This window comes from Vibrio sp. 10N.286.46.A8, from assembly GCF_041470165.1.
Lineage (GTDB): Bacteria > Pseudomonadota > Gammaproteobacteria > Enterobacterales > Vibrionaceae > Vibrio > Vibrio tasmaniensis_A.
The window spans coordinates 81,176-106,439 of the sequence record NZ_JBFRLX010000009.1; the positions used below are offsets into that span (position 1 = coordinate 81,176).

Below are 25,264 nucleotides of genomic sequence, written 5' to 3' on the forward strand. Positions count from 1 at the left end.
ACGACGTTAAGTACCGTTTCCTCTGATTTAACGCCGTCATCACCAGTTACTTTTAGAACGATTGATTAAAGGGGTAACACCCAAGCGAAAGCGGCTAGGGGGGGGAATTCTGCACTGAAGTAACCGACACCATTTTCCACATACAGCGCCTGTTGTTGGACGCCTTCAATATGTTCTTGGAGCGTATAGCTTCCGTCAGCGATGCCTAGTTTTTGAATAACCTCTGCCGTCACCTTCAACTGAATGTGGTCTGTTTTGCTTTGGCTGAAGTTAGCCGCGGCGATAACCAGTTCTTGGCTATCAAAACGCAAGAAAGCATAAACAGAATCACTTAGTTGATTGGATTGGTGTAAATCTTGGTACGCTCCGGTCATCGATGAATGGTTCAATGAAAACGTCATCACTTGTTGGTAGAAGAGTCTGAGTTGTTTTTCGTCATCGTTGAGCTGCCCACCATCGAACTTTCCACCGTTCATCCATTTTTGATGTTGAGGAACACCGATGTAGTCAAATATAGACGTGCGAGAAGGTTGTCCAAAACCTGCATTCTCCGCACCCGGTTCGCCGACTTCTTGCCCGAAGTAAATCATGGTGGGAGAGCTACTTAATAGCGCACTGACTAACATGGCTGGTTTGGCAATGTGTGGGTTACCAACAAACTCAGGAGACGCGACACGCTGCTCATCGTGGTTGTCCAAGAAGTGCATCATGTGGTGTTCGATGTCCATCATTTGATGCTGGATCTCAGGGATGATTGCCGTTGAAGCCTTACCTTGCATAATTGCTTTTAGGCCGTCGTAAAGATCGACTTTGTCATACAGGTAGTCCATTTTACCCAAGCGAATGTAATCACGATAAAGGTCCGGTTGGTACACTTCCGCCATCAAAAAGGCGTCTTGATTCTTTACTTTGATTGATGAATTGAGATAGCTCCAGAATTCGACCGGTACCATTTCTGCCATATCGTAGCGAAATCCATCGACGCCTTTTTCTAACCAATATAAGGCGATGTCTCGAAACTTAACCCATGAATCCGGCACATCAACTTGCTGCCAGAAATGGTAGTGGGCGAGGTGATCACGCATCGCGTAATCGTCCGGAAGCTCAGGAAAGTCTTTTGAACCGTCTGGTCGCACGCCATAGTTAATCTTTACGGTTTCATACCAATCGTCGAAGTTAGGTTTGCTCAAGCGCGATCCGTTTCCTGTCCATTTGGCTGGGGATTCAATAAACGGTGAGGCTAAATTCGGATGTTGTTCGCCACCAAGAGGAATGAACGCAGGTTCGATCTCGGGCAGTTCAAATGTGCTGTCAGGAATGTAATAGAAGTTATTGTTGCGATGATACTCAACCGTCGTGTCATCTTGATCACCAAAGTCACGTACGCCCTCTGGGTTATTCAAGCCTTGGTAATTACGGGCAATGTGGTTAGGGACGATATCAATGATGACTTTCAAACCATTTTCATGGCTTCTTTTGATCAAGGCTTCGAATTCCTGTAAACGCTGCGCTGGGTTGTCAGCAAGATCTGGGTTTACGGAGTAGTAATCTTTGACGGCATAAGGTGAGCCAGCCCGTCCTTTTACAACGCTCGGATGGTCGTCTGAGATGCTGATGTGCTTGTAGTCGTTGATCACAGCATGATGTGGTACTCCGGTGTACCAAATATGAGTGATGCCGAGTTCTCTAATTTCTGTCAGCGCTTTATTGGTGAAGTCACTGAACTTGCCCACGCCATTTTGTTCAATGGTTCCCCAAGGTGTGTTCTGTGTATTCTGATTGCCGAACAAACGGGTAAAAACTTGATAGATTGAATGTTTCTTGTTGTACATACTTATATTCCATCTCGAGAAGTGGAGCTGTAGGGCTTTGTCGTTGAAGCTGTGCTAGACGTTATGTTTGATATAGACGTTATATTTGATATAGAAGTTATCGTTAGGAGGCTAGCTTAATCAGAATGCGGCTTTATCCTCCTTGGGTAAGAAAATCGGGGCGTAGTTGCTGTGGTATGTGAGCGGCTGCTCAAAAAAAGGGGAGGTTAATACCTCCCCTCGCTTTTCCCCAAAAAAACAGGCTCGTCTGTGATGATTATGTGAATGTGAAGCTTATTGTTTCGTCACAGATACCACGGCTTTTTCTGCGCTGTCATTGAGTTGATGAATCGCATTCAGTGTGAATGTGTAGTTGCCGGCTTCGGTTACATTCAACTTACAGTCGCCTTCGCTGCCAATGTTGATCGAGCCTTTAGCTAAGTCGACGGAGTGACAGCCAATATCCAAGATACCCCAAGTAGAACCGCTAAACTTGAAGCCATATTCACCCACAGCCAAAGCGCCAGTGACAGAGTAAACGCCGTTACCAACGAAGTTCATCGCCCAAGCGTCCGTCGGGTTCCATCCGTTCATTGCACCACGTACATAGACGGTCGTTTTGCCATATGGCGGAATCTTAGATACGTCCTTTTGTGAGTTATCAACCGATAACCCAGCACCTTGTGACGCGCCTTGAGTTTGCACAAACACTGCGGTGGTTAATGGCGGTACGGTGAAAGTCTCAGCGGAAAAGGTGGCGCCTTTGACGATGTTATCGGCAGAGTTCTGCTGAATGGTATGGAGTGTAAAGCCCGTTGCTCCCGTGATCTTGAACGATTGAGATTTACTCGTTGAGTTTACAACAACCACAAGCGCATCAGCGGTAGTATCTAGGTCTTTGCCTGTGGAGATTCCGTCATCAATAGACATCACGATCAGGCCTTCGATTTGATCTTTGCCCACATTGCGGAAGTCGACACGCTTCATGACTTCTTCTGCTGTGTCTAAGCGGAACAGTTCACTTGAGCTGCGGATTTTTAACAGCTCTAGGAATTGCTGCTTGGTTAGGTCAATGTCCTCTTTTGCTGGTTTAGCTGTGCTGTCGGCAATGATGGTTTTGATGAGTTCCCAGTTGGCACCATCTTTGTCTTCACGAGGTAAGCCAACATTCCAGTTATTGCCAGTACCATCAAACATCACACGGTTGTACCAATCGCCAGAGTCGTAAGAATCACGCTGCATCGATTTAGAACGTAACAGTTCAGAACCCATGTGGATGAACGGGATGCCTTGGCCCAACATGACGGTCGAGAGCGATACCGACTGCATACGAGCACGTTCTGCAGAGCTTGTGCCTTCGGCGATTTTGTAAGCGTTGTTATCCCAAAGAGTTTGGTTATCGTGCTTGGAAACGTAAGAGATGTTCTCTGATGGCATTTTGGTGTAGCCGGCAGGTGCGCCGTTGTAGTCGACGTTTTTGCCCAGCTTGGTATCGCCTTTGTAATCCAGTAATACGTATTCGGCTAAGTTGCCGGCCATGCCTAAGCGCACAAGATCTTGGTTGTGTAAACGACCGTTGACTGAGTCTTGATCAACCTTGGTTTCTTCGTTGGCAAACGCGGCGTTACCGAAGCCTTGGTTAAAACGAAGTGGGTGCTTACCTTCAGAATCGACACCGCCATCAAATGGGCTACCGCCTCGCACTGCATCACGCAAACGGTCAGAGAAGGTGCCAATTTCGGTACCTGCCATATTGATCTGGTTGGCTTGTTCGAAGCGAGCGTTGTTTGCTACTTCGCCAAAGTCCCAACCTTCGCCATAGAACAGGGTATTTGGGTCGATCTTGCGCACTTCTTTCAATGCCTCGACCATCACGCTTTTTGGCTGGTGGCCCATTAAATCAAAGCGGAAACCATCAACCTGATAGTCGTCAGCCCATACCTTGAGTGAGTCGACCATCAACTTACCCATCATTAGGTTTTCAGTTGCGGTGTTATCACAACACGTTGAGCTTTCCACGCCACCAGTGTTCACATTCAGGCGGTGATAATACCCAGGGACGATCTTATCCAGTACGGACTTATCGTTCACGCCAGACGCATTGGTATGGTTATAAACCACGTCCATGATCAGTTTCAGATCCATGTCGTGCGCAGCTTTAACCATTTGACGGAATTCTAGAATACGTTTTGAACCGTTAGGATCTGTCGCGTAACTTCCCTCTGGAACGGTGTAATGAAATGGGTCGTAGCCCCAGTTGAAACTATCTAACATACGCAGATCGTTCATTAGAGCTTGGGCATCGCCTGTTGAAGAGTTATAGCTGTTGAGTACGGCTTCGATGGTTTTGTTTTCATCTTCGGTGCCGCATAAAGTCGCTGTTGGTTTTACGTTACAGAGTTTGCTAACGGTGTCGGTGATATCCACGCGGCTCGCATCATCTTCATTGATGGTAGCGATATCGAATGCAGGTAAGATATGAAGCGTAGTTAAACCGGCATCTTTCAGAGCTTTCAAATGTTTTACTGACTCACGATCGGCTTCTGTTAGCGCTAGGTACTTGCCGTTTAAGCTTGCTGTACCTAACTTATCACTGAAGCTAAAGTCACGAAGGTGTGATTCGTACAGTACGTGGTCTTCGTCTTTCTTCACCGTTGGGCGCTTATATCCAGCCCAACCTTGTGGCATCAGTGTTGAATCATCAAGGTCAATCACTTGAGAGTATGCTGAATTCTTCGACAAGCCGAGTGAGTATGGGTCGGTCACAAGGCGAGTTTCGATATTACCAGTGGTTGGGTGGTAGACCTTCACTTGGTAACGGTAATAACTATTCACGGCGTTAGAAATTGAATCCGTTGCCCAAATGCCTGTTTCCAAGCTTTCCGTCATTGGGATCACTTTTGAACTTTGTCGGTCTTCGCTGTAGAGGACGAGTTCAACATCTTGCGCGGTAGGAGCCCAAAGTTTGAAGGTCGTCGTGCTGCCTTCCACAATCGCCCCCAGTGTTTCTCCGATTGCGTTACCCGTCTCTTTGTTGGCAAATACAGCATCAAGTACGCCGGGCTTTTGAACTTCAGTTGAAGAGATAACGTCGCCATTCACATTATACGCAACAACAATGATTTGAGATTTCAAGATGGTGCGCAGCGTGCTGGCGTCAACATCAATTGATAAAGCGGGTAGGCTTGCTAGATGACGGAAGCGTTCTTTTAATGCAGAGGATAGCTTGCCATCTTTTTTGAGTTCAACGGCCTGCCCACCGACGATCGCCTTATCATCGTTTATCGTGATGCTGTTATCGAGTGCGTAGAACAACTTGAGAGAATCGGCACCGTCTGCAGCTTCCCAAGCGATTGTGTTTGAGTCCAACCAATGTGCCTTCTGGCCATCAATCTTAACTGGGCGTTCTGATATCGGTTCGTAGTACAGCGCGCTGCTGCCATGGAAACCGAATACAGATTGAGATTGACTCAGTTTGGTGAGATCAATTTTCGAGTTGGCGCTGCCAAACGCCTTATCGCCGCCATTATGCAAGATGAAGTTCATGCACTTATGAGGGTCGGATGCATCTGGGTCGACTTTCAACACGTAGTAGGCGCCATAGGTATCATTGATGCCCTTGAATTCATAAGGTACATCCCAGTCAGTCCCATTGTTACCTAATCCCATGCCGACTAAGTCAGTGCTCGTACAACCTTCACCATTCCAAAGGTGAAGCCCCCAGCCGTCGTAGGTCGAGCCAGAAGCGCGAGCCGCTGCAACATCTCGTTTGTAATAAATAACAACTTCGTTTTCAGCGGCTTTATATAGACTATTGCTGTCAGAGTTTGTTTTGCTAGTGTCGCTTCCACAGCCTGCTACCAAGGTCGCGGTGACGAGAGGCAATATCGCCTTGGCTAAAGCTGAACGTTTGAAGTTGTTTGTTTGCGCAATATTGAAGCTCTTTGTTTTTGCAATCTTCAAGGTACTTTGTAGAATCTCGTGTTTATTGGTATTTATTTCGTTCACGTTTTGATATCCATATTTTTTACGAAGATGAATATCCTAGGCTTAACGATGCTCCACTATTTGTGACGCTTATGTATTAAGTTATTTTTAATCCGTAAAAATAGGAAACCTAGTGTCGATATCACGGATTGTGGTGGTTAACGCGCTTTTTTATTGGTTCAATAGCTCATAAAATACAGTTGGTTAGCCATAGGCGTAGAAGATAGGAGTAGTCGCTAGGGGTGATAACTACGCCTTATTTATGTGAGCTTAGTGGCACTTCACTCGCTGGTTGTTTTTCCTATCAAAAAAAGTTTGTACTCATTCGCCTCAAATAGCCTTAGTGAGTCTTTAATGTGGAATGGTGACGCTATGTTGTTCATTATCCAAAGGAGTTGATGTTGTCTTCATCTATTCAAATCGCTATTACTTATCTGGTATTGGTAGCGGTATCTGCGTTGTTTTCAGAAAGTTCAAAAGCGCTCTTGGTGTGGTATTTAGTTATCGGAATAGTGACGTTTTTTGTGTACGCGAAGGACAAGAGAGCGGCAATCAATGGTAATTGGCGTGTACCAGAGAAAACTCTGCATGTTTTTTCTGTTGCTGGTGGTTGGTTAGGGGCGTTAATTGCTCAAGATAAACTGCGTCATAAAACGCAGAAGCAACCATTTAGATTTGTATTTTTCGTGACGGTGTCACTTAACGTTGTGGCTTTTGTCTGGACGTTAACGCCGAGTGGGCAGGCGACATTTGGTCAATGGCTAAGCGAGATTATTAAGCTCTTTTAAAGAAACGGATGGTTAGCACCGGTGTACTAACCATCAATAGATAAAGTAAGTCGATTAGATCATCGGAATCGTTGAGGCTAGAAGTAAGCCTGCCATACCGTAGTTGAAGCTCTTGATGCGTACTGGTGTTGTTAACCAGTGTTGCAGTTGTTTGCCTGCTGCCGTCCAGAATGTCACTGATGGCAAGTTGGCTAGTGTGAATATACTGGCGATGATCGCGAGCTCCCACCATGAACTACCACTGCTGTACACTGAAATTGCCGTCAGCGCCATTGACCAACCTTTCGGGTTCACCCACTGAAAACTTGCCGCACCAATGAAGGTCATTGGTTTAAAAGCCTTAGTACTTTTCGCTTTACCGCTCAATGCTATCTTAATCGCAAGGTACACGAGGTAAGCAAGACTCAGGTATTTCAAGATTTGGTGAGAGACCGGATAGGCGTTAAAAATCCCCATTAAGCCGAAGCCAACCAATAGCAACATGGCTGCAAACCCCAGAGCAATGCCCAGCATGTGCGGAATAGTACGGGCAAAGCCAACATTGGCTCCTGATGTCATGAGCATGATGTTATTTGGACCTGGTGTGAAGGTCGAGACAAACGCAAACAAGGCAAGTGCGCTAAGTTGTTCTAAAGGCATTGTGATTCTCCAGCAGTAAAATGAACGAAGTGACTGACCGGTCATGACTTTCACGTGTTGAGAAACATAATAGGTGGAAAGTGAGGCAATTATGTGCTTTTATTTCCTCAATTATCACTTAATGCACAATAATAAGTACTTATGGATAGATTTGACGAAAGGATATTGCAAGAGCTTAAATTGGACGGCAGAATCTCCAACATTGAGCTTTCAGAACGTATAGGATTGTCGGCTTCAGCGACCTTAAGGCGAGTACAGGATCTCGAGCGTAAAGGGATCATTCAAGGTTACCGTGCGGTTCTGGATAATGGACTGATGGGCGTTGGCTTTATTGCTTATGTTTCGATTGGCTTGTCGAGCCACAGCAAAGCGGCTCAGCTGGAGTTTGAACAGCACGTCAGTATGGAAAAAGAGGTGGTGGAGTGCCACAACATTACTGGTGCCAACGAGTACTTGCTAAGGGTAGAAACCAAAGATCTACCGGGCTATAAGAAGTTTCATGCCGATGTGCTTGGGGAATGTGCTCAGGTGCAATCGATTACGACTATGGTTGTGATGGACACCCCCAAAGATGAACGTTAGTCGAGTTTTATTTCAGGAGAGGCGCATTGCCAAATACTAACCAGTTGTTGTTGTTCTTAGATGTGGTTCAACAAGGGTCGTTTACCAAAGCGGCAACTTTACACGATATGGACAACTCATCGCTCTCTAAACAGATCAAAAAGCTTGAGCAAGATTTAGGTGTTCAGTTGCTCAACCGATCTACTCGTTCGTTCTCGTTGACGTCGGCTGGGGAAGATATTTTAGCGCAAACCTATGTGCTGAAAGATACTATTAATCAGATCCAGGGCATTGCAGATTCATATCAGTCTGAACCCAAAGGTGTGCTGCGAATTACGTCGCCGATCTATTTTGGTCAGCAATATCTGCAACCTATTATTACTCAGTTCATGAGAAAGTATCCGGATGTTCAGATTGTGCTGTCATTGGACGACAAGATCGCCAACATCATTGCAGGGCAGTTTGATATCGCGTTTCGTTTCAGTAAGCTCGTTGAATCAAACTTGATTGCCAAGAAGATTGCCGACAGTAACTTTATGCTCGTTGCATCGAACGACTTTGTGAAAGAGCACGGTGAGCCGAAGACGCCACAAGATTTGCTCTCTTTACCTGCGGTTATCTATACCAATGGTGATATGACGGTTGATCATCTGCGTATCAGTGAAGAGCCGCATGGCAACACTTTCCAAAGCCTAACGATTCGTGGCAACTATAAGGTCAGTGATGTTCGTACTATGGTGTCTTGTGTGAAAGATGGTCTAGGTTATGGCTTCCTTGATCAATCAAACTTGTATGCCTCAATGAAAGAATTGGGCTTGGTTACGTTACTTCCAGATTATGCAATCTCGACGGTTGATACGGCTATTTATGCTGTGTATCCGCATCGTAAGCAGACCAAATTGGTCAAAGAGTTCATTACTACGGTTCAAGACTATATTGGCTCTCCGACCATTTGGGAAAAGATGCAGCAAGGTTAATTATGTCGCTAGGCCATAAGCTGATAGATAAGATAGATAAGATAGAATAAGTAACGCCCCAAGACTTATAGATAAAAAGCGAGCGGGATCACAGCATTAATGGAGTGCTGACGGATAGATACTCGTAGGCTTTTTATCATTATGTATTCCTGAGATACTGAACAAAATTCATTTTAGGGCGGAACGTTTTAATAACTGCGCTTTTCCCTGTCATTCAAACATACTGCTCGCTATAGGTTGATTGCTTTCCTGTGTAGGGTGCTATTAGCCGAGTTAGGACAAAATATTTTATGAGTACAATGGGAATCGCAATTGGTGCGACCGCTCTTTCGTTAATACTGATTGCTGTTTGGTTGGTCTCTTTGTCGCTAAGAAAAAAGCGCTTGGAACAAGAACGTAAAGCTCGCGCTGTCGCTTACCGAAAAGCGATTGAAAAAGCACGTATCCAAGAGCAAAAAGATCGTCAATTTAAGGCTGAAACAGGACATGTGCCGTCGATTTTATATTTGGCGAAAGAGGCCGAACGAGTCAATCTTAAGGAAGCTCTGTATTGGTACGATAAAGCTGCCCATTTAGACAATGTCAACGGCATGTACGGCATTGTGCGTCTGAGTATGAAGTGCAAAGAAGACCTAATTTTAAGAGAAAAGGCCAATTTTTGGCAGTTAGCGATATCAGCACTGGATAACGATCCGCTTGCAAAATTCGAGGTGGGTAAAGCACTCGTGTTTGGTCGCGGAGTTGAGAAAAACCTTCCGAAAGGCAGCGCCTATATTGAAGAGTCTGCAGCTAGTGGTAACACTGAAGCGATGCTTTTTATGGGGGATTGGTGTTTAGATAGAGAGAACCCAGATTATTCTCCAGAAAGCTCTTTCATGTGGTACAGAAAAGCGGCTGAAAAGAATAGCCTAGACGGAAAAATCAAATTGGGTATGAGCTATTTGAACGGTGTTGGTGTTGTCGCTAATCATCGTGAAGCGGTTTACTGGTTTGAAACGGCAGCTGAAAAAAACTGTGCAGAAGCGATGTTTAAAGCCGGTGAGGCGTGGATTGACCATGGTGAGCACGGCAATGCTATCGCGTATATCTGGTTATTTTTATCGGCTCATTTTGGCTATGCGGATGCGAGGTATTTGAGAGATAAAGTTGGTGGGGATCTTGGTGTTGATGCCGTTGTGGGATTACAGGCTCTGACTAAGCCAATAATGACTAAGTTGACGCAAGAAGCAATCACCAAGCACTCTATCGTTAAAGCGCTCAACAAGCTCTACAAACGCGATATCCCAGTGCATAAGAAAGTGAAAGAAGCCTCTGACGAAGAGGGTGATGAGTTAGGTGTCGATAAGGCGGATTTGGATACTGAAGCCTCAAATGCTCAAGCTTCAAGTGCTCAAGGTTTAAATGGCAACAATCACCAACAGGCGGCTGAAAACCATGATGGTGACAAGGCAAGCGCGAATCGAGCATCAAAAGATAAGCAAGCTAACTCTAATAGCGGTTCTTTGGACTTTAGCCAACCGGCAGTCGAGTCTAACTGGAAGAGCAATTAATAAACCGTGTTTATGAGTTATTACCTGTATTCTGAACATGACTGAAACGAGTAGTTCTACAATTTAAAAAATCCAACGATGTTAGATGAATGTAGATGTTATAACTGACTGTATTAAGCCGCTAAGGTGATCCGTTATTCATACGGTAGGTATTATTGACTGCGGCGGGTAAAGCACTCAAACAAAAAAAGGGAAGCATCTGCTTCCCTTTTTGTTTATGTACGATTTGCTTTTTAGAGCTTAGAGCTTAGAGCTTAGAGCTTAGAGCTTAGAACTGTTTAGGTTCAGAGCAGCTAAAGGCTTATTGCTCTTTGTTTTGCTCGGCTTTACATACAGCAGCAGTGAACACTACGTCAGTTGAGCTGTTGAGCGCTGTTTCAGCTGAATCTTGAATCACACCGATAATGAAACCAACCGCTACAACCTGCATCGCTACATCGTTTGAGATGCCGAATAGGCCACAAGCTAGCGGGATAAGCAGTAGTGAACCGCCAGCAACACCCGATGCGCCACATGCTGATACAGCAGCAACAAGGCTTAGTAGAATCGCAGTGAAGATATCAATCTCAATACCCATAGTGTGTACAGCAGCAAGCGTTAACACAGTGATGGTGATTGCAGCACCTGCCATGTTGATCGTTGCGCCTAGAGGAATCGATACAGAGTAAGTATCTTCGTCTAGCTTTAGCTTCTTACAAAGGTTCATGTTCACTGGGATGTTTGCAGCGCTTGAACGAGTGAAGAATGCCGTTACACCAGATTCACGAATACATTGCAGTACAAGTGGGTATGGGTTTTGTTTTGTTTTAATGAATACAAGCAGTGGGTTAACCACAAGTGCGATGATCAGCATTGAGCTTAGTAGTACTGCTAGTAGTTGACCGTAGCTTGCCAGTGCATCGAAGCCTGTTGTTGCGAATGTTGCAGAAACAAGACCGAAGATACCGAATGGCGCAAGACGAATAATGAAGCGAACAATGTGTGAAACACTGTGGCTTAGGTCTTCGAAAACCGCTTTGGTTGTTGCAGATGCGTGGTGCAGAGCAAGACCAAGACCGATGGCCCAAGCTAGAATACCGATGTAGTTCGCGTTCATTAGTGCGCTAACTGGGTTGTCTACAAGCTTGAATAGAAGCGTATGAAGAACTTCTGCAATACCTTGAGGAGGGTTAGCACCTTCAGCGCCAGCAACCAGTGTCAAAGTGGTTGGGAACATGAAGCTCAGTACTACAGCAGTCAGTGCAGCAGAGAACGTACCAATCAGGTAAAGCACAATGATTGGACGCATATGGGTATGCTGACCTTTCTTTTGGTTTGCGATAGAAGCTGCAACAAGAATGAATACTAAAATTGGGGCAACAGCTTTCAGAGCACCAACAAACAGACTACCTAATAGGCCTGCATCTTGAGCTGCTGAAGGAGAAACCATGGCGAGAACGACACCGAAAACAATACCAGCAAGGATCTGTAGAACGAGATTTCCACGAGCGATGCGGGCGAGCATGTTGTGATTTTGCATAAAATACCTGCAATTGTTAATTTATTATAGTGATGTATCTTTTTATGAAGTTGTACCAAATCCAACTATACACTAGCAGAATTGGCGGTCATATTAGCGGGATCTAAGAGGGTGTCTAGGGATAGTTTACTTTTAGGGTTATTGTTTGCGCTAAGTGGTGTTTTTAGAGCTAAATGTTAAATAAATGTATTTTGATTGAGCTGTAAATCTGCTGATTCTCATTTGATAGATTCAAAACACTGCAAATGTAGAAATGTAAACGGCTATAGGAAAGAACATTGTGTGCATAAATAACCACACCATTATCAAATTGAAACAAAAAGCCCCACGTGATTAACACGATGGGGCTCATTGTCTTAAATTAAAGTTATCTTAAGTTAGGTTATCTTAAATACAGCTTATAGCTGTTAACCTTAAACCTTAGTCAGACGCTTTTTTAAGATTGCGGCCTTCTGATTGTACGGTTTTGTACATCTTGGAAAGCTGCTTATTGCTGGCGCGTTGTTCCGCTAACGAGGCGCCATTTCGGGCTTGTTCTCGCAATAACTTTCGATAGTTAGCAAATCGTCGCTCAGACAACTCTCCACTTTCAATCGCCTTGCGTATCTTGCAACCCGGTTCTGATTCATGATGACAATCAGAGAATCGGCAATGCGTGGCTAACTCTTCCACATCAGAAAAGGTTTCACTCACGCCTTCAGCGCAGTCAGCAAGTTGTAGCTCTCGCATTCCTGGAGTATCGAGCAGTAAGCCGCCCGATGTTAGCAAGTGGAGCGATCGTGATGTGGTTGTGTGTCGGCCTTTGCTATCGTCTTCACGAATGCCACCTGTGGCTTGTTCAGCCTCACCAAGTAATGAGTTGACTAAGGTGGATTTACCCACACCGGATGAACCCATTAAAGCCACAGTCTTGCCCGTTTTACACCAAGGCGACAAGACTTGAGTTGAGTCTTGGTCTAGGCTATTCACCGCTTCGATCATCAGCATAGAATCTAAGCTTTGCACTTGTTGTACTTTGTCTTCGTAGTCATCACACAAGTCTTTCTTGGTGAGTACGATAACGGCTTCAACCTGTGCTTCATTGGCGAGCGCTAGGTAGCGTTCAATACGGCTTAGATTAAAGTCGTTATTTAACGAAACCACGATAAATACCGTGTCGATGTTAGCTGAGATATATTGTTCGGCGACACGGCTACCTGCAGCTTTACGGCTGAAGAGTGATTGACGGTCTAATAAACGGCCGAATTGCAGTTCAGAGTTCAAGATTACCCAGTCGCCAACCGTCATTGCGGGTTGGTTTTGATGGATAGGGAGAACGATTTCGCCTTGTTCTGACGCTAGTGTATAGCCGCTGCGATGGTGCGCGGTAATACGAGCAATGACGGATTGGTCATAGTCTTCGAGTGTCAGTTGTTGTTGGAATACAGGTTGCCATCCAAGTTGTTGAAGTGACATTGGATTAGAAAATGCGTTTTGTGAATTCATGTCTATTTACCCAGACGTGCGAGCTTTCTTTTCTTATCAGTGCATTAAAGTCTTATGAGAGCATTAACTTCTTGTGAGATCTCAATTTGTTGATGAGATCAAAAGAGTTAATGAGACCAAAAAGAGTTTCTGAGATTAAAAGCGTCGAGCGTCAAAAATGTTTTGAGTTTGGGTCGAATTCAAATAGATAGGACCCCGGATTGAGTCATGCTTTACAGGCATGCAGGAATTGATCACTTACGATCAATAGTAAACCGGGTAAAAGTGTGCGGTCGTCAAAGAGTGACGATAAGTTGGTCGATCGGTATTTAAGTTGGATTAACCAAACAAGTTAACGCGTTACTTTTACTGCCAGTTTTAGTGTCTTCATTACAATCATCTTCTATTCTCCTTGGTTATTAATGTGGTCAGGCTTTGAATAAAAAGCGAGCTCAGTTTAGCAAAAAGCCACGATGGCGAGAAGTCATCGTGGCTTAAATTATTTCATCGGTTGTAAATCTGATTAATGATGATCGTGATTCATCTTTTTCATACCGCTCATCACTTTCTTCACTGGCGCATCAAAGGTCTGTGTTTCACCGTTTGCGAAGGTCAGTGTCATTTTGATTTGTTCACCTTCTTTTAGGCTGCTTTTCAAGTCAAACAACATGATGTGTAAGCTACCTGGTTTAAGTACAGCTTTACCATTTGCAGGGATGGTGATCGCTTGAACTTGACGCATCTTCATTACGTCGCCATCAACGATAACATCATGAAGTTCAACCTTTCCTGCTGCTGGTGTTGTTGCAGAAACAATAGCGCGATCTTTATCGCTATGGTTCATCAGAGTCGTGAATACCGCGCTGTTCACTGCTGAAGGCGGGGTTGCGCGCGCGTACGCGTCATGAACCATAATGTCGCTATTCGCTTGAGCAAGAGGAGTGAGCAATAAGCCTGCTAGAGCAAGTGCTTTTAACTTCATGTTGTTGTCCTTAGTTTTTTGTTTTGGTCTGGGACCTGACTTTTTGTTCGAACTTTATTCGTTAAGTTCTTTATTTTTGTACACGTTGTTTCTCGTCGCTGATGACTTGGTACGTTAGCGCGTTAATGTGTTAATAGCTTCAACAATTGGCGCTGGCGTTAACGTATGCGGCACTTTGGTAATCAGCGTGCCATCGGGTTTTAAAAAATAGAAATATGAGCTGTGGTCTAGGGTGTATTCCAACTCTGAACCTTCAAGCTTGGTCTTTCTAAAAATAACACCGTAGTTGTGTGCAAGCGTTGTTGTCACATCTAACGGGCCACTTAATCCTTCCATCATTGGGTGGAAGTATTGTGCGTATTCGTATGAGGCTTCAGCGGCATCACGTTCTGGATCGAGAGAAACAAACATCGGGCGAATCTTGGCTTTTGCTTCGTCAGAGACTTGGTTAAGTGCTCCGGCTAACATCGCCAAAGAAGTAGGGCAGACATCTGGGCAACGTGTGAAACCAAAATAAACGATACGAATTCTGTCATCGGTTTGGTCAAAGATTTCAGTTGGCTGGTTATCTTTGCCGAAAAGGGTTGTTGCGGAGAATTGTTGTTTTGCCGCGTGTTGTTTTTGAGCTTCGTTTTGCCCATCAAGATAACTTTTAACGCCAAAGCCAAGGACAAAAGCGACAACCAATGCTAACGACCAATTTCTACTCATCTTGCCATCCTTATTGCCGGATTTACAGTATCGACACCATCAGTGAGCTCACCGATCCATGTCATCTTGTCTAAAGTACATACAGGTAAAATCACATCACCTTCATAGGTATTATTGCCAATGTTTTTTAATTGAAAACGTGCCGAGCCCATTTCCATCTCTAAACCTGTAAGCGACAGCATTAATGTGTCAGAGGCTGCGCCTTCCCACACTACTTTGATTTTGGTGGGAGCCAGAGGTTGAGCCGTCTCGCGATCAAGTGTCATCGTAACTGTATTTTGCTCACACGATGTGGTGGAAAGCATGCAGTAATCATCTAAGTTAACCTCAGCAGAGGCTCGCTCCATCGCTGATTCAAATTGCTGAATTGCTTGCGGCCCATAAAAGCCTGCCACGAGAGCGATCCCAAGAGCAGCAACCTTTAATGCAGAGTGCATGTCGTGTTCTCATCTAATTTTATAAGAGCGGCGATGTTATCATATCCCTCAATATGTGCTTGTATCAAAAAGTAATTTTGTGCGAATGGTAGAACTAAAAAAGCGAAGCCATTGGCTTCGCTTTTGTCTGTTTAATAGAGAGGTGAGCTTAGTCTTTCTAAGCTCTATCCGTTCTAAACGCTTTCCAGAAGTTGGCTGAATGATTAGTCAGCGTTGCGCTCTGCAAATTTCTCTAACCCCAGAACCAAGGCAATGGCAACAATCATCATCGCAATAGCCATTACTAGCTGTGAAGGCTGAGAAGTGACGGCTTCAAAATCAAACGGTGACAAATTTTCTTGAATCAGAGGAACTTGCTCGCCTTTAGAGTTTGTACGCCAGCTGATCGTTTCTTTCCACGGCCAAATCTTCGGCAGTGTACCGATCATCAAACCAGTCAAGAATACTAATGTGAAGTCGCGGAATGAGCGCAATAACCAAGAAAGTACGTGAGAGAAAGTCAGCAGGCCAATCACACAGCCACCAAGGAATAGGGCAAGTACATCAACCTGAAATTCTTTAACGGCACCAAGTACCGGGCCGTACATACCAATTAATAGCAGAATGAAGCTCCCTGAGATACCTGGCAAAATCATCGCACAGATTGCAATCGCACCTGCAATGAGAATATTGATACTGGTAGGTTCCATTTGCAGCGGCTTAAGCACGGTAATGCTGTAAGCGAAGGCGACACCAAGCAGCAAAAATACGAATCGAATCATATCGCGCTTTTCTACTTGTTTAAGAATATGGAAAACCGACACCAAGATAAGGCCAAAGAAGAAAGACCATAGTGGAACTGGGTGGGTGACTAATAACCAAGAAATCAGTTTTGCAAATGTCGCAATGCTCGTGAATACGCCTGCGAACAGTGAAATTAGGAAAAAACCATTGATGTGGCTAAACGCGGCTTTGAAACCTTCACGCTTCCATAGTCCAAGTACGCTAGGGTTAATTCTTCGAATGCTTTCTAGTAGCGTATCGTAGATACCAGTGATGAATGCGATGGTTCCGCCCGACACGCCAGGTACAACGTCGGCTGCGCCCATTGCCATGCCTTTGAAAAAAGTACTTAAGTAGTTCATTGCTTCATAGAGTTGAGAGTGATTTTGTGCAGTATACAAACTTTAGTGTAAAAAAAGTATGAATATACCTTTGGCGAGGTGCTTTATTACCTCTTTAATTGTAAGGCAATACGTTGATGTGAACATCTGCCTTACATTTAAAATACAACTGCTTGGCGTCTTATTATTATCGGCTTCAGTGAAACTTGTTTTCTATCGATATTGCATCTTGGTTGCATTATGCAAATGCACTTTGCAATTCGCATCATGAATTAGAGGTTTTTATGCGATGCAGGGCGTATAAAACGGCTGAATTAAAGTTGGCACGTTAACTGCATTGTATACATTGACCCTTCTTAAGCCGAGGGTCACCTAGCCAACTGACGTTGTTAGTGAACTTATGATTTGTTCACAAATATATAGAGCCAATCGCGATTATTGCGGTTGGCTATTTTTTTGTCTGTCGTTTGGCTCTTTATGATCTGCTATCTGCTATCTGCTATCTGCTATCTGCTATCTGCTATCTGCTATAAACCCCATGCTCCAAACGAAAAAAAAGCCAGTCACCATAGGTAACTAGCTTAAGCTTTTCTCGAATCAATCTCGAATCGTTTAGTACCCCATCAACTGCAGTAAATTCTCCGCTGTGCTGATCGCTTCTTTGCGGTTAGCAATGTTTAGCTTTTGGTAAAGGTTACGGATGTGAGTCTTGATGGTGGTACCTGCTACATCGAGTTCTTGAGCTATCTGCTCGTTACTGAACCCTGAATAGATCAAACCAAGTACTTGCCATTCACGCTGGGTGAGTGGGCTCGTGCGCACAAGTTCAGGAATGTTTGGGTGATTGACTAAGTTTTCAACAAAGTCTTCATCAAAGTGAACCGAGCGGCTGCGTTGGGTGGTCGAGATATCTTTCATGATCTGTTGAGCACGATGGCGTTCTAAGTCACCTAAGCCAGGCTTGTTGCTCAACTTATCCAAGATATGTCCGATAGTCCCGCCGTCTACTAAGAAGTTGCCGACCATACCGGTTTGGTTAGTCATATGAAGCGCTTCTTCAAGTAGCACGCGTGCGCTGTCTTCATCGTTAATTTGTGTACGTAACACGGCTTCAACGATCAAGTTTCGGTTGGTGTCTGTAATCAGATGTGAACGCTGAGCTTCACTCTTAAGGAACGTCAGCGCTTCTTCCGCTTCTTCATACTGCTCGAGAATGATGTGAGCGCGAACGATGTTTCTCCATTGCAGTTGGCAGAAGTGGTTGCTTGCCGATTCAGGTCGAACAGCCACATTCAACCAATCACGTATCGCCTCTTTATTGCCTTTTACTTGCCAAAAAAGAATCAAAGAAAGAGAAGCGTTCGCCGTCCAGTCCACGTGGTAAGTCGATTGACGCAATAGGTGCTGAATTTGGTCGATAAACTTAGATGCTTTATCAATTTCACCGCGACTCAGTGAAATACGAGCCAGCATTGAATAGCTGTGAAGGTGCTTACTTGGCGAATGGTGACCAAGGATATCCAAGCCTTTGTAACAGCACTCTTCCGCTTCATCTAATCGGTTCCAACACCAGAATATTTGAGCTCTAACACGCAGTAAGAATTCATGCAGAGGCACGTATTTTAGCTGGTGTTCTTCGATCAATTTGAACGCACTGTCTTGCAGCTCGAATGCCGCTTGAACGTAACCCTGTGCAATTAAGATCTCGCTCTGTTGTAGAATTGCCCAAAGCGCTTGGTGGTAAACTTGATACTGGCGTGCAAGTTTTTCTGTTTGCTGCATCATCGGCAGTGCACGGCTCAAGTTGCCCATTACGTGATTGACTTCACCAACAACAGACGTGGCGACAATTCGGCTACGATAAACGGTGGTGTTCAGCTGACTTAGCGAAAGCTCTGCCAATTCTAAGGCTTTTTCAGGTTCATTACTGTTGATCGCAACTTGCGCGCGTAGGGCGTTGTATTGCCCTTGCTGTTGAGTGTCGAGTTCAATATTTCGAGCTTGATATTGTGTTTCAGCCTCTTCCAATAATGTCCCTACTTGTTCGTAGCGGTGCTGACTTTGTGCTAGCCAAGCTCGTAACATGGACAGTTTAGGGTCGCTGTAAAGTTGATCCGTAGTCAGTTGCTTGATCGCCATCTCTAACGAGGAAAGTTCGCCTTGGTTGAACATCGGCCAGCCGTGGTCTGTTAGTATTTGAATGATCAGTTCTGGGTCTTCAGCGCGCTGTGCATGGCGCAGTGCTTGGTGTGGTGTGTCTTGTTTAATCCACGCCTTCGCGGCACTTCGGTGCAATTCTGCTTCTTGTTGAGGGATTCGAGCTTGACGCTCATGTGCCAAAAATTCACCAAACAGGTTATGGAAACGATACCAGTTCTTTTCGCCTTCAAGCGGGTAGATGAATAAACCGAATCGATTTAATGATTCGATCATACCCAGTGCGTCTTCACGCTGCGTTAGCGCACAAACCAGTTCGTCGTTGAAGTGGTCAAGCACTGAACACTGCATCAAGAACTGTCGAGTTTCTTTGTCTAACAGGTCGAAAACCTCTTCAACCAAGTAATCCCAAAGATGGGCTTGATTAAAGTGGGAGAAGGACTCAGCAGACTGCGCCAGCGTGCGTTTTTGATGTTGGGCTTGCAGCGCAATAAGTTGAAGTGCAGAAGGCCAACCCTCTACATAGGTACAAATACTGTCTGCCGTTGTGTCATCAATACCATCGGCAACACGCTGATTAAAAAAGCGCGTCGTCTCTTCGGTATCAAAAGCCAGCGAGTCATTACCTAATTCGATCATTAAGTCTCGAACGCGAAGGTTTGCCGTACCTAGGGGGGGTGTACCACGACTGGTTACAACTAGCGTGAGATTGTCGGGCATGTGTTTGAGGAAAAAGCGCATTGCTTCTTGAATGTCATCATTGTTGACTAAATGGTAGTCGTCTAAAACAAGAAAACATTCATGATGATAGTCCGACATCTCGGCGAATACTTCGCTCAATAAAGAATGCAGCGATGAAAACTGTCGTTTCTCTGCCAGTTTTTGGGCATTGGGACAGGAATTTTGAGTCGCTTTATTGAGTGATTGGAGTAGGTAGTTGATAAAACGGAAGGCATCGTTGTCACTATCATCGATGCTGTACCAACCCACATTCGGCTTATCTAACAGCCACTGTGCAGCCATGGTGGTCTTGCCATAGCCCGCAGGAGAACGGAACAATACAAGCTTATAGCAATCTGCGTTCTGGAGCAGATCGAGAACCCTAGGTCGTAGGATTGCATTATGTAAGCGGCCGGGACGAGTCAGTTTCGAAGGGATCCACATGTCGAAGTTTTTCACCTATTCCGTGGCGTATGTTTTGGGGATTCTAAAACCGTAAAAGAGTTGCCCAATCACATCTGCCTAATTACTTAAGTCTGTGCTTATGTTACGTGAAGAAAAATGGCACCGACTATGATTCTCCTCAGAAACCTTGCGGTCTTGCATGTTTTTGGCTGTCTACGCCCTTAATTTGAGACTTTGCTCACGTTGCGTGGTGGTTTGTGAATGTGACTTTGTTCAGTCTTACACTGAGATTTATGCAAAAGATGAGATATGGAAAATAATTTCGTGATCTCAAACTCAGATTTGCTAATCAGTTTATTCCGGTTAAATAAAACTCACATCAATTAACGTTAAGTTATCGAACGGGAGCTTGTGATCTTAGTCACTCCAACTTTTTGTTCGAAGTTAGAACATGAGAGTCAGATCACTAACCTTACATCGGTACGCCCCCTACGCCCTCTCATCTACTCCTAGTTAGTCGTATTAACGGGAGGATGTTTAGTTAATGGTGACCATGCACGATATGTCACAGATGAATTAGAACTATTAAAAGCGAGATTTCTGAAATGAAACCAACTCAGCAAAAAACTTTCGATAAAGTGTCGTTCCAAGAAAGCGTTAAAAAGCATTTATCTGCAACTTATGCAACAACGATTGAAACAGCAGATAGCCGCGCATGGTACCTAGCAATGGGGCGTGCGCTAGCAGAATTGACAACATTTGATCTGCTAGAAACTGAAAATGATGAAAAAATCAAAAACGCGAAGAGCGTTAACTACCTTTCATTAGAGTTTTTGATTGGTCGTCTAACAGGTAACAATCTGATCAGCATGGGTCTGTACGAACAGATTACTCATGCAATGGAAGAGCTAGGCCAAAACCTAACTGACCTTCTAGAAGAAGAACGCGATCCATCGCTAGGTAATGGTGGTCTTGGTCGTCTTGCTGCATGTTTTATGGATTCTTGTGCTGCACAAGAGTACCCAACAGTAGGCTACGGTCTTCACTATGAATACGGCCTATTCAAACAGTCTTTCCAAGATGGTCGTCAACAAGAAGCACCAGACGCATGGCGTGGTGTTGAAGGTTACCCATGGGAAGTCGCTCGTCCAGAGCTAGCACAACACATTGGTTTTTACGGTCATGTAGAAGTTGAATTCATCGACGGTAAAGAAGTTCGTACTTGGGTTCCAGGTATGGAAGTAAAAGCAATGCCTTGGGATCTACCAATCGTAGGTTACGAGTCAAACACGGTTTATCCATTGCGTCTTTGGGAATGTCAGGCAATTGCACCATTCTCACTAGCAAGCTTTAACAACGGTGATTACTTCGAAGCGCAACACTCGCTAATCGATGCAGGTAACATCACTAAAGTACTTTACCCGAACGACAACCACGAGAAAGGTAAGACACTGCGCCTAATGCAGCAGTACTTCCACTCAGCAGCGTCTGTTCGCGATATTCTACGCCGCCACGAAGCAGCAGGTTTCTCTCTAGAAGATCTGCCTAAACAAGAAACGATTCAGCTTAACGATACGCACCCAACGATTGCGATTCCTGAGCTAATGCGCATCCTGATCGACGAGAAAGGTCTATCTTGGGATCAAGCATGGGAAATCAGTGCACATACGTTCGCTTACACGAACCACACACTACTTCCAGAAGCGCTAGAGACTTGGTCAGAATCGCTGATCAACCGTCTTCTTCCACGTCACATGGAAATCATTTTTGAAATCAACCACCGCTTCATGCAAGAAGTTCGCAAGATGTGGCCTGGTGACGGTGAGAAACAAGCGAAGCTTTCTATCATCCAAGAAGGTTTCCACCGCATGGTTCGCATGGCAAACCTATGTGTGATTGGTTCTTACAAAGTAAATGGTGTAGCGGCACTTCACTCTCAACTTGTTAAGAAAGACTTGTTCCCAGAGTTCAACGAAATCTTCCCAGGTAAACTGACTAACGTAACGAACGGCATCACGCCACGTCGTTGGTTGAAGTTCTGTAACCCAGGTCTATCTAATCTAATCACAGGTAAGATTGGCTCTGAGTGGCCAGCAAAACTTGAGCAGCTAGAAGGCATCGCTAAGTTTGCAACAGACGCGAAATTCCAAAAAGAATTTATGGCTGTTAAGAAAGAAAACAAACAGCGTCTTGCGGATTGGGTTCAAGAGAACATGGGTATCGAGCTAGATACTAACGCTATCTTCGACGTTCAAATTAAGCGTCTGCACGAATACAAGCGTCAGCACCTAGATTTGCTACACATTTTGTCTCTGTACCACCGTATTCTTAACGAACCTGGTTTCGAGTGTGAGCCACGCGTATGTTTCTTCGCAGCGAAAGCAGCACCGGGTTACCACCTAGCAAAAGAAATCATCTTCGCGGTTAACAAGATTGCAGAGAAGATCAACAACGATCCTCGCATCGGTAACAAGCTTAAAGTGGTATTCATCCCTGACTACCGTGTAAGCATGGCTGAAATCATCATCCCTGCAGCAGACGTTTCTCAGCAAATCTCATTAGCTGGTAAAGAAGCTTCAGGTACGGGCAACATGAAGATGGCTCTAAACGGCGCTCTAACTATCGGTACGATGGATGGTGCAAACGTTGAGATTCGTGAAGAAGTTGGTGATGAAAACATCTACATCTTCGGCCTAGAAGTTGACGGTGTTGTTGCATTGAAAGCTCAGGGTTACAACCCATACGATTACTACAATGCAGATCCACTATTGAAAGCATCTCTAGATCTACTGACTGGCGATGAGTTCACTCCAGGTCAACCAGGTCTTCTACGTGCAACGTTTGATAGCCTACTAGACGGTGGTGACCCTTACCTATGTCTTGCTGACTTCGCTTCTTACGTGAAAGCACATGAAGATATGGGTACACAATACAAAGACCAAGCAGGTTGGGCTAAGAAAGCGATTCTTAACACGGCATTGGTTGGTAAGTTCACATCAGACCGCTCAATTCGCGACTATGTGAACAACATTTGGAAACTTGAAGCGGTTAACCGTTAATAGTTGCAAAGTAGCCAAGGCAGTTTCTGCCTTGGCTCAATTAGCTTGTGAGCAAATAGACGGCTTATTCAGATAGCAATGCTTACAAACTGATTGTCACAAGCTAATTGATTAGTAAAAATTAAATAGACAACCCTACAAAAATTGAAAGCGTCAGAACGTTTTCGGAGAGAGCGATGAAAGAACAGACCGTATTAAAACAAGTCGCAGAAATGGCAAATATTGCCGATAGTTACGTTAGTGCGTGGGGCGATGAAGCACAAGTATCAGAAGAGACGATTACGTCTCTATTGGCTTCATTGGGCTACGATACAAGCAGCGATGATGCACTGCTTAAATCTGCAGAAAGAAAGCACAGAAAAGATGTACTAGACCCGGTTCTTGTCTTGCGTGACGGTGAGCCAGTAGAAGTGACACTCAATCTGGGTGTGAGTGCTCGTGAAAGTGAGTTCAGCTGGCGCTTAGAAACCGAGCAAGGAGAGGTACTTGAAGGCTATCTTCAATCTCAAGTCGTTCGTGACGAGCGTGCCGAGGGTGGCCCTTTAGTGTTTGCATTGCCAAGTGATTTGGCATGGGGTTATCACAAGCTCATTGTGAGTCGTAAGCGCCGTAAGAAACCTTACGAGATGACGTTGATTATTACGCCGAAAGCGTGCTTCAAGCAGTCACCCATTGAGCAAGGAAAAAAGCTTTGGGGACCAAGTGTTCAACTGTACACGCTAAGAACTCAGCACAACTGGGGTATTGGTGATTTCGGTGACCTAAAACAGCTTGTTTCGGATATCGCGTCTCGCGGTGGTGACTTTGTTGGTCTAAACCCAATTCACTCACTGTTCCCTGCGAACCCGGAAGGTGCGAGCCCATACAGCCCGTCTTCACGTCGTTGGTTGAACGTCTTATACATTGATGTGAGTTCAGTTCCTGAGTTCGCATTAAGCGCGGAAGCGCAACAAACGGTAGGCAGCGCCGAGTTCCAGCAGCGCCTACAGAAAGCTCGTGAAGCGCACTGGGTGAATTACACTGAAGTGTCTGAGCTGAAGATGAGCATCTTACCTCTGCTATTCGCAGAATTTAAGACTCGTCATCTAGACAAAAACAGCGACCGCGCACAAGCGTTCTTAGCGTTCGTTGAAGAGGGCGGTGAAAGCCTGATGCATCAAGCCGCGTTTGATGCTCTGCACGGTGAATTGCATGCTGAAGATTCAGGTATGTGGGGCTGGCCTGTATTCCCAGAGAAATTCCGTACATTTGAAAGCCCTGCGACCCAGAAATACATCAAAGATAACCTAGATCAAGTGCATCTCTACATGTACCTGCAATGGTTAGCCGATTGCCAAATCAACGATGCACAGTCTCTTGCTGAAGAGAAAGGCATGGCGGTTGGACTGTACCGTGACTTAGCGGTAGGCGTTGCAGATTCTGGCAGCGAGACATGGGCTGATGAAGGCAACCTAGTGATGGATGCGAGCATTGGTGCTCCACCGGATATTCTTGGTCCTCTAGGCCAAAACTGGGGCTTACCGCCACTTAACCCAGAAGTGCTTCAAGAAACCAGCTACGACGCTTACATCAAATTGCTTCGTGCCAACATGAAGCACTGTGGTGCATTGCGTATTGATCATGTTTTAGGTCTACTGCGCTTATGGTGGATTCCAAAAGGTGAAAACGCAACCAAGGGCGCGTACATCTACTACCCAGTACAAGACATGCTGTCGATTCTGGCGCTTGAATCTCATCGTTACCAATGCAGCGTTATCGGTGAAGACTTAGGGACGGTACCGGATGAAATCGTAGACATCCTTGCTGATGCTGGCGTGCATTCTTACAAAGTATTCTTCTTCGAAACATCAGAAAATGACGGTGGTTTTATTTCTCCGAAGCACTACGCGTCACAATCGATGGCAGCACTGTGTACTCACGATATGCCAACGCTTCGCGGCTTCTGGCACTGTGATGACTTGAAAATGGGTCAAGAGATTGGTTTATACCCAGACGCACAACAGCTAGAAACTTTGTTCGATAACCGCTTGGAGTGCAAGCAAGGTATCTTAGACTCAGTGGCATGGCACGGCTTCCTACCAGAAGGTGTTGGGCGTGATGCAAGTCAAGTACCGATGGATTCTTATCTTGCTGAAGCGCTTCAGTTGCACGTTGCGGCTGGTGGCTCAACACTCCTGAGTGTTCAGTTGGAAGATTGGCTAGAGATGGATAAGCCCGTTAACATCCCTGGTACGGTCGATGAGTACCCTAACTGGCGTCGTAAACTATCAATGAACTTGGACGAAATCTTCGCTCATGAAGGCGTGAATCGTATCGCCTCTAAGCTAACTGACGTACGAGAAAAAGCAGCTAAATAATGGAATCGAGTGGCTTGAAAAGAGGTGGTTTTTTGCT

At 45.0% G+C, this 25,264-nt stretch carries 16 protein-coding genes; 6 read left to right on the forward strand and 10 right to left on the reverse strand.

Annotated features, from left to right (window positions below; genetic code table 11):
* Positions 1–65: 65 nt before the first annotated feature.
* Entirely contained in the window at positions 66–1,832 is a 1,767-nt protein-coding gene (locus tag AB4232_RS01365; RefSeq protein ID WP_372085783.1) for an alpha-amylase family protein, read from the reverse strand.
* A 273-nt stretch (positions 1,833–2,105) separates the two neighbouring features.
* A complete protein-coding gene (gene pulA / locus AB4232_RS01370; RefSeq protein ID WP_372085785.1) occupies positions 2,106–5,819 on the reverse strand; it encodes a pullulanase-type alpha-1,6-glucosidase in 3,714 nt (1,237 codons plus the stop codon).
* A gap of 377 nt (positions 5,820–6,196) precedes the next feature.
* On the opposite strand from pulA, the gene AB4232_RS01375 reads away from it, so the two are divergent.
* The gene (locus AB4232_RS01375; protein WP_372085787.1) at positions 6,197–6,586 is read left to right on the forward strand and encodes a DUF1294 domain-containing protein; all 390 of its coding nucleotides are present in this window, start codon (positions 6,197–6,199) and stop codon (positions 6,584–6,586) included.
* Between the two features lie 54 nt (positions 6,587–6,640).
* On the opposite strand, the gene AB4232_RS01380 is transcribed toward AB4232_RS01375, so the two are convergent.
* Positions 6,641–7,225, reverse strand: a complete 585-nt coding sequence (locus AB4232_RS01380; RefSeq protein WP_009845853.1) for a LysE family translocator — start codon at positions 7,223–7,225, stop codon at positions 6,641–6,643.
* Between the two features lie 141 nt (positions 7,226–7,366).
* Between AB4232_RS01380 and AB4232_RS01385 the strand changes: the two genes are divergently transcribed.
* From AB4232_RS01385 to AB4232_RS01395, 3 genes are all read left to right on the forward strand, one after another.
* On the forward strand, positions 7,367–7,807 hold the full coding sequence (locus AB4232_RS01385) for an Lrp/AsnC family transcriptional regulator (RefSeq protein ID WP_009845852.1): 441 nt from the start codon (positions 7,367–7,369) through the stop codon (positions 7,805–7,807).
* A 26-nt stretch (positions 7,808–7,833) separates the two neighbouring features.
* Positions 7,834–8,763, forward strand: a complete 930-nt coding sequence (locus AB4232_RS01390) for a LysR family transcriptional regulator (protein WP_017096258.1) — start codon at positions 7,834–7,836, stop codon at positions 8,761–8,763.
* A gap of 299 nt (positions 8,764–9,062) precedes the next feature.
* Positions 9,063–10,313, forward strand: coding sequence for a tetratricopeptide repeat protein (locus AB4232_RS01395; protein ID WP_372085822.1), 1,251 nt, complete (start codon positions 9,063–9,065; stop codon positions 10,311–10,313).
* A 301-nt stretch (positions 10,314–10,614) separates the two neighbouring features.
* Here the strand turns inward: AB4232_RS01395 and sstT are convergent, their stop codons facing one another.
* The 7 genes from sstT to malT form a co-directional block, all read right to left on the reverse strand.
* Positions 10,615–11,832 carry a serine/threonine transporter SstT gene (sstT, locus tag AB4232_RS01400; RefSeq protein ID WP_009845849.1) on the reverse strand — a complete coding sequence of 406 codons (1,218 nt, stop codon included), beginning with the start codon at positions 11,830–11,832 and terminating at the stop codon, positions 10,615–10,617.
* Positions 11,833–12,252: 420 nt separating this feature from the next.
* Positions 12,253–13,317, reverse strand: coding sequence for a ribosome small subunit-dependent GTPase A (rsgA, locus tag AB4232_RS01405; RefSeq protein ID WP_372085789.1), 1,065 nt, complete (start codon positions 13,315–13,317; stop codon positions 12,253–12,255).
* Between the two features lie 502 nt (positions 13,318–13,819).
* Complete coding sequence (locus AB4232_RS01410) at positions 13,820–14,278, reverse strand: copper chaperone PCu(A)C (RefSeq protein ID WP_017096254.1); 459 nt, start codon at positions 14,276–14,278, stop codon at positions 13,820–13,822.
* A gap of 114 nt (positions 14,279–14,392) precedes the next feature.
* Positions 14,393–14,989, reverse strand: coding sequence for an SCO family protein (locus tag AB4232_RS01415; RefSeq protein WP_139683758.1), 597 nt, complete (start codon positions 14,987–14,989; stop codon positions 14,393–14,395).
* Positions 14,986–15,426, reverse strand: coding sequence for a hypothetical protein (locus tag AB4232_RS01420; protein ID WP_009845845.1), 441 nt, complete (start codon positions 15,424–15,426; stop codon positions 14,986–14,988). Before AB4232_RS01420 ends, AB4232_RS01415 begins: the two co-directional genes overlap by 4 nt.
* Positions 15,427–15,629: 203 nt before the next feature.
* Positions 15,630–16,550, reverse strand: a complete 921-nt coding sequence (locus AB4232_RS01425; RefSeq protein ID WP_372085791.1) for a DUF368 domain-containing protein — start codon at positions 16,548–16,550, stop codon at positions 15,630–15,632.
* 591 nt (positions 16,551–17,141) lie between these two features.
* On the reverse strand, positions 17,142–19,850 hold the full coding sequence (gene malT / locus AB4232_RS01430; protein WP_029223176.1) for an HTH-type transcriptional regulator MalT: 2,709 nt from the start codon (positions 19,848–19,850) through the stop codon (positions 17,142–17,144).
* 566 nt (positions 19,851–20,416) lie between these two features.
* Here malT and AB4232_RS01435 point away from each other — a divergent pair.
* Positions 20,417–22,870, forward strand: coding sequence for a glycogen/starch/alpha-glucan phosphorylase (locus tag AB4232_RS01435; RefSeq protein WP_086050576.1), 2,454 nt, complete (start codon positions 20,417–20,419; stop codon positions 22,868–22,870).
* Positions 22,871–23,046: 176 nt separating this feature from the next.
* A complete protein-coding gene (gene malQ / locus AB4232_RS01440) occupies positions 23,047–25,227 on the forward strand; it encodes a 4-alpha-glucanotransferase (RefSeq protein WP_009845841.1) in 2,181 nt (726 codons plus the stop codon).
* The last annotated feature ends 37 nt before the right edge of the window (positions 25,228–25,264 follow it).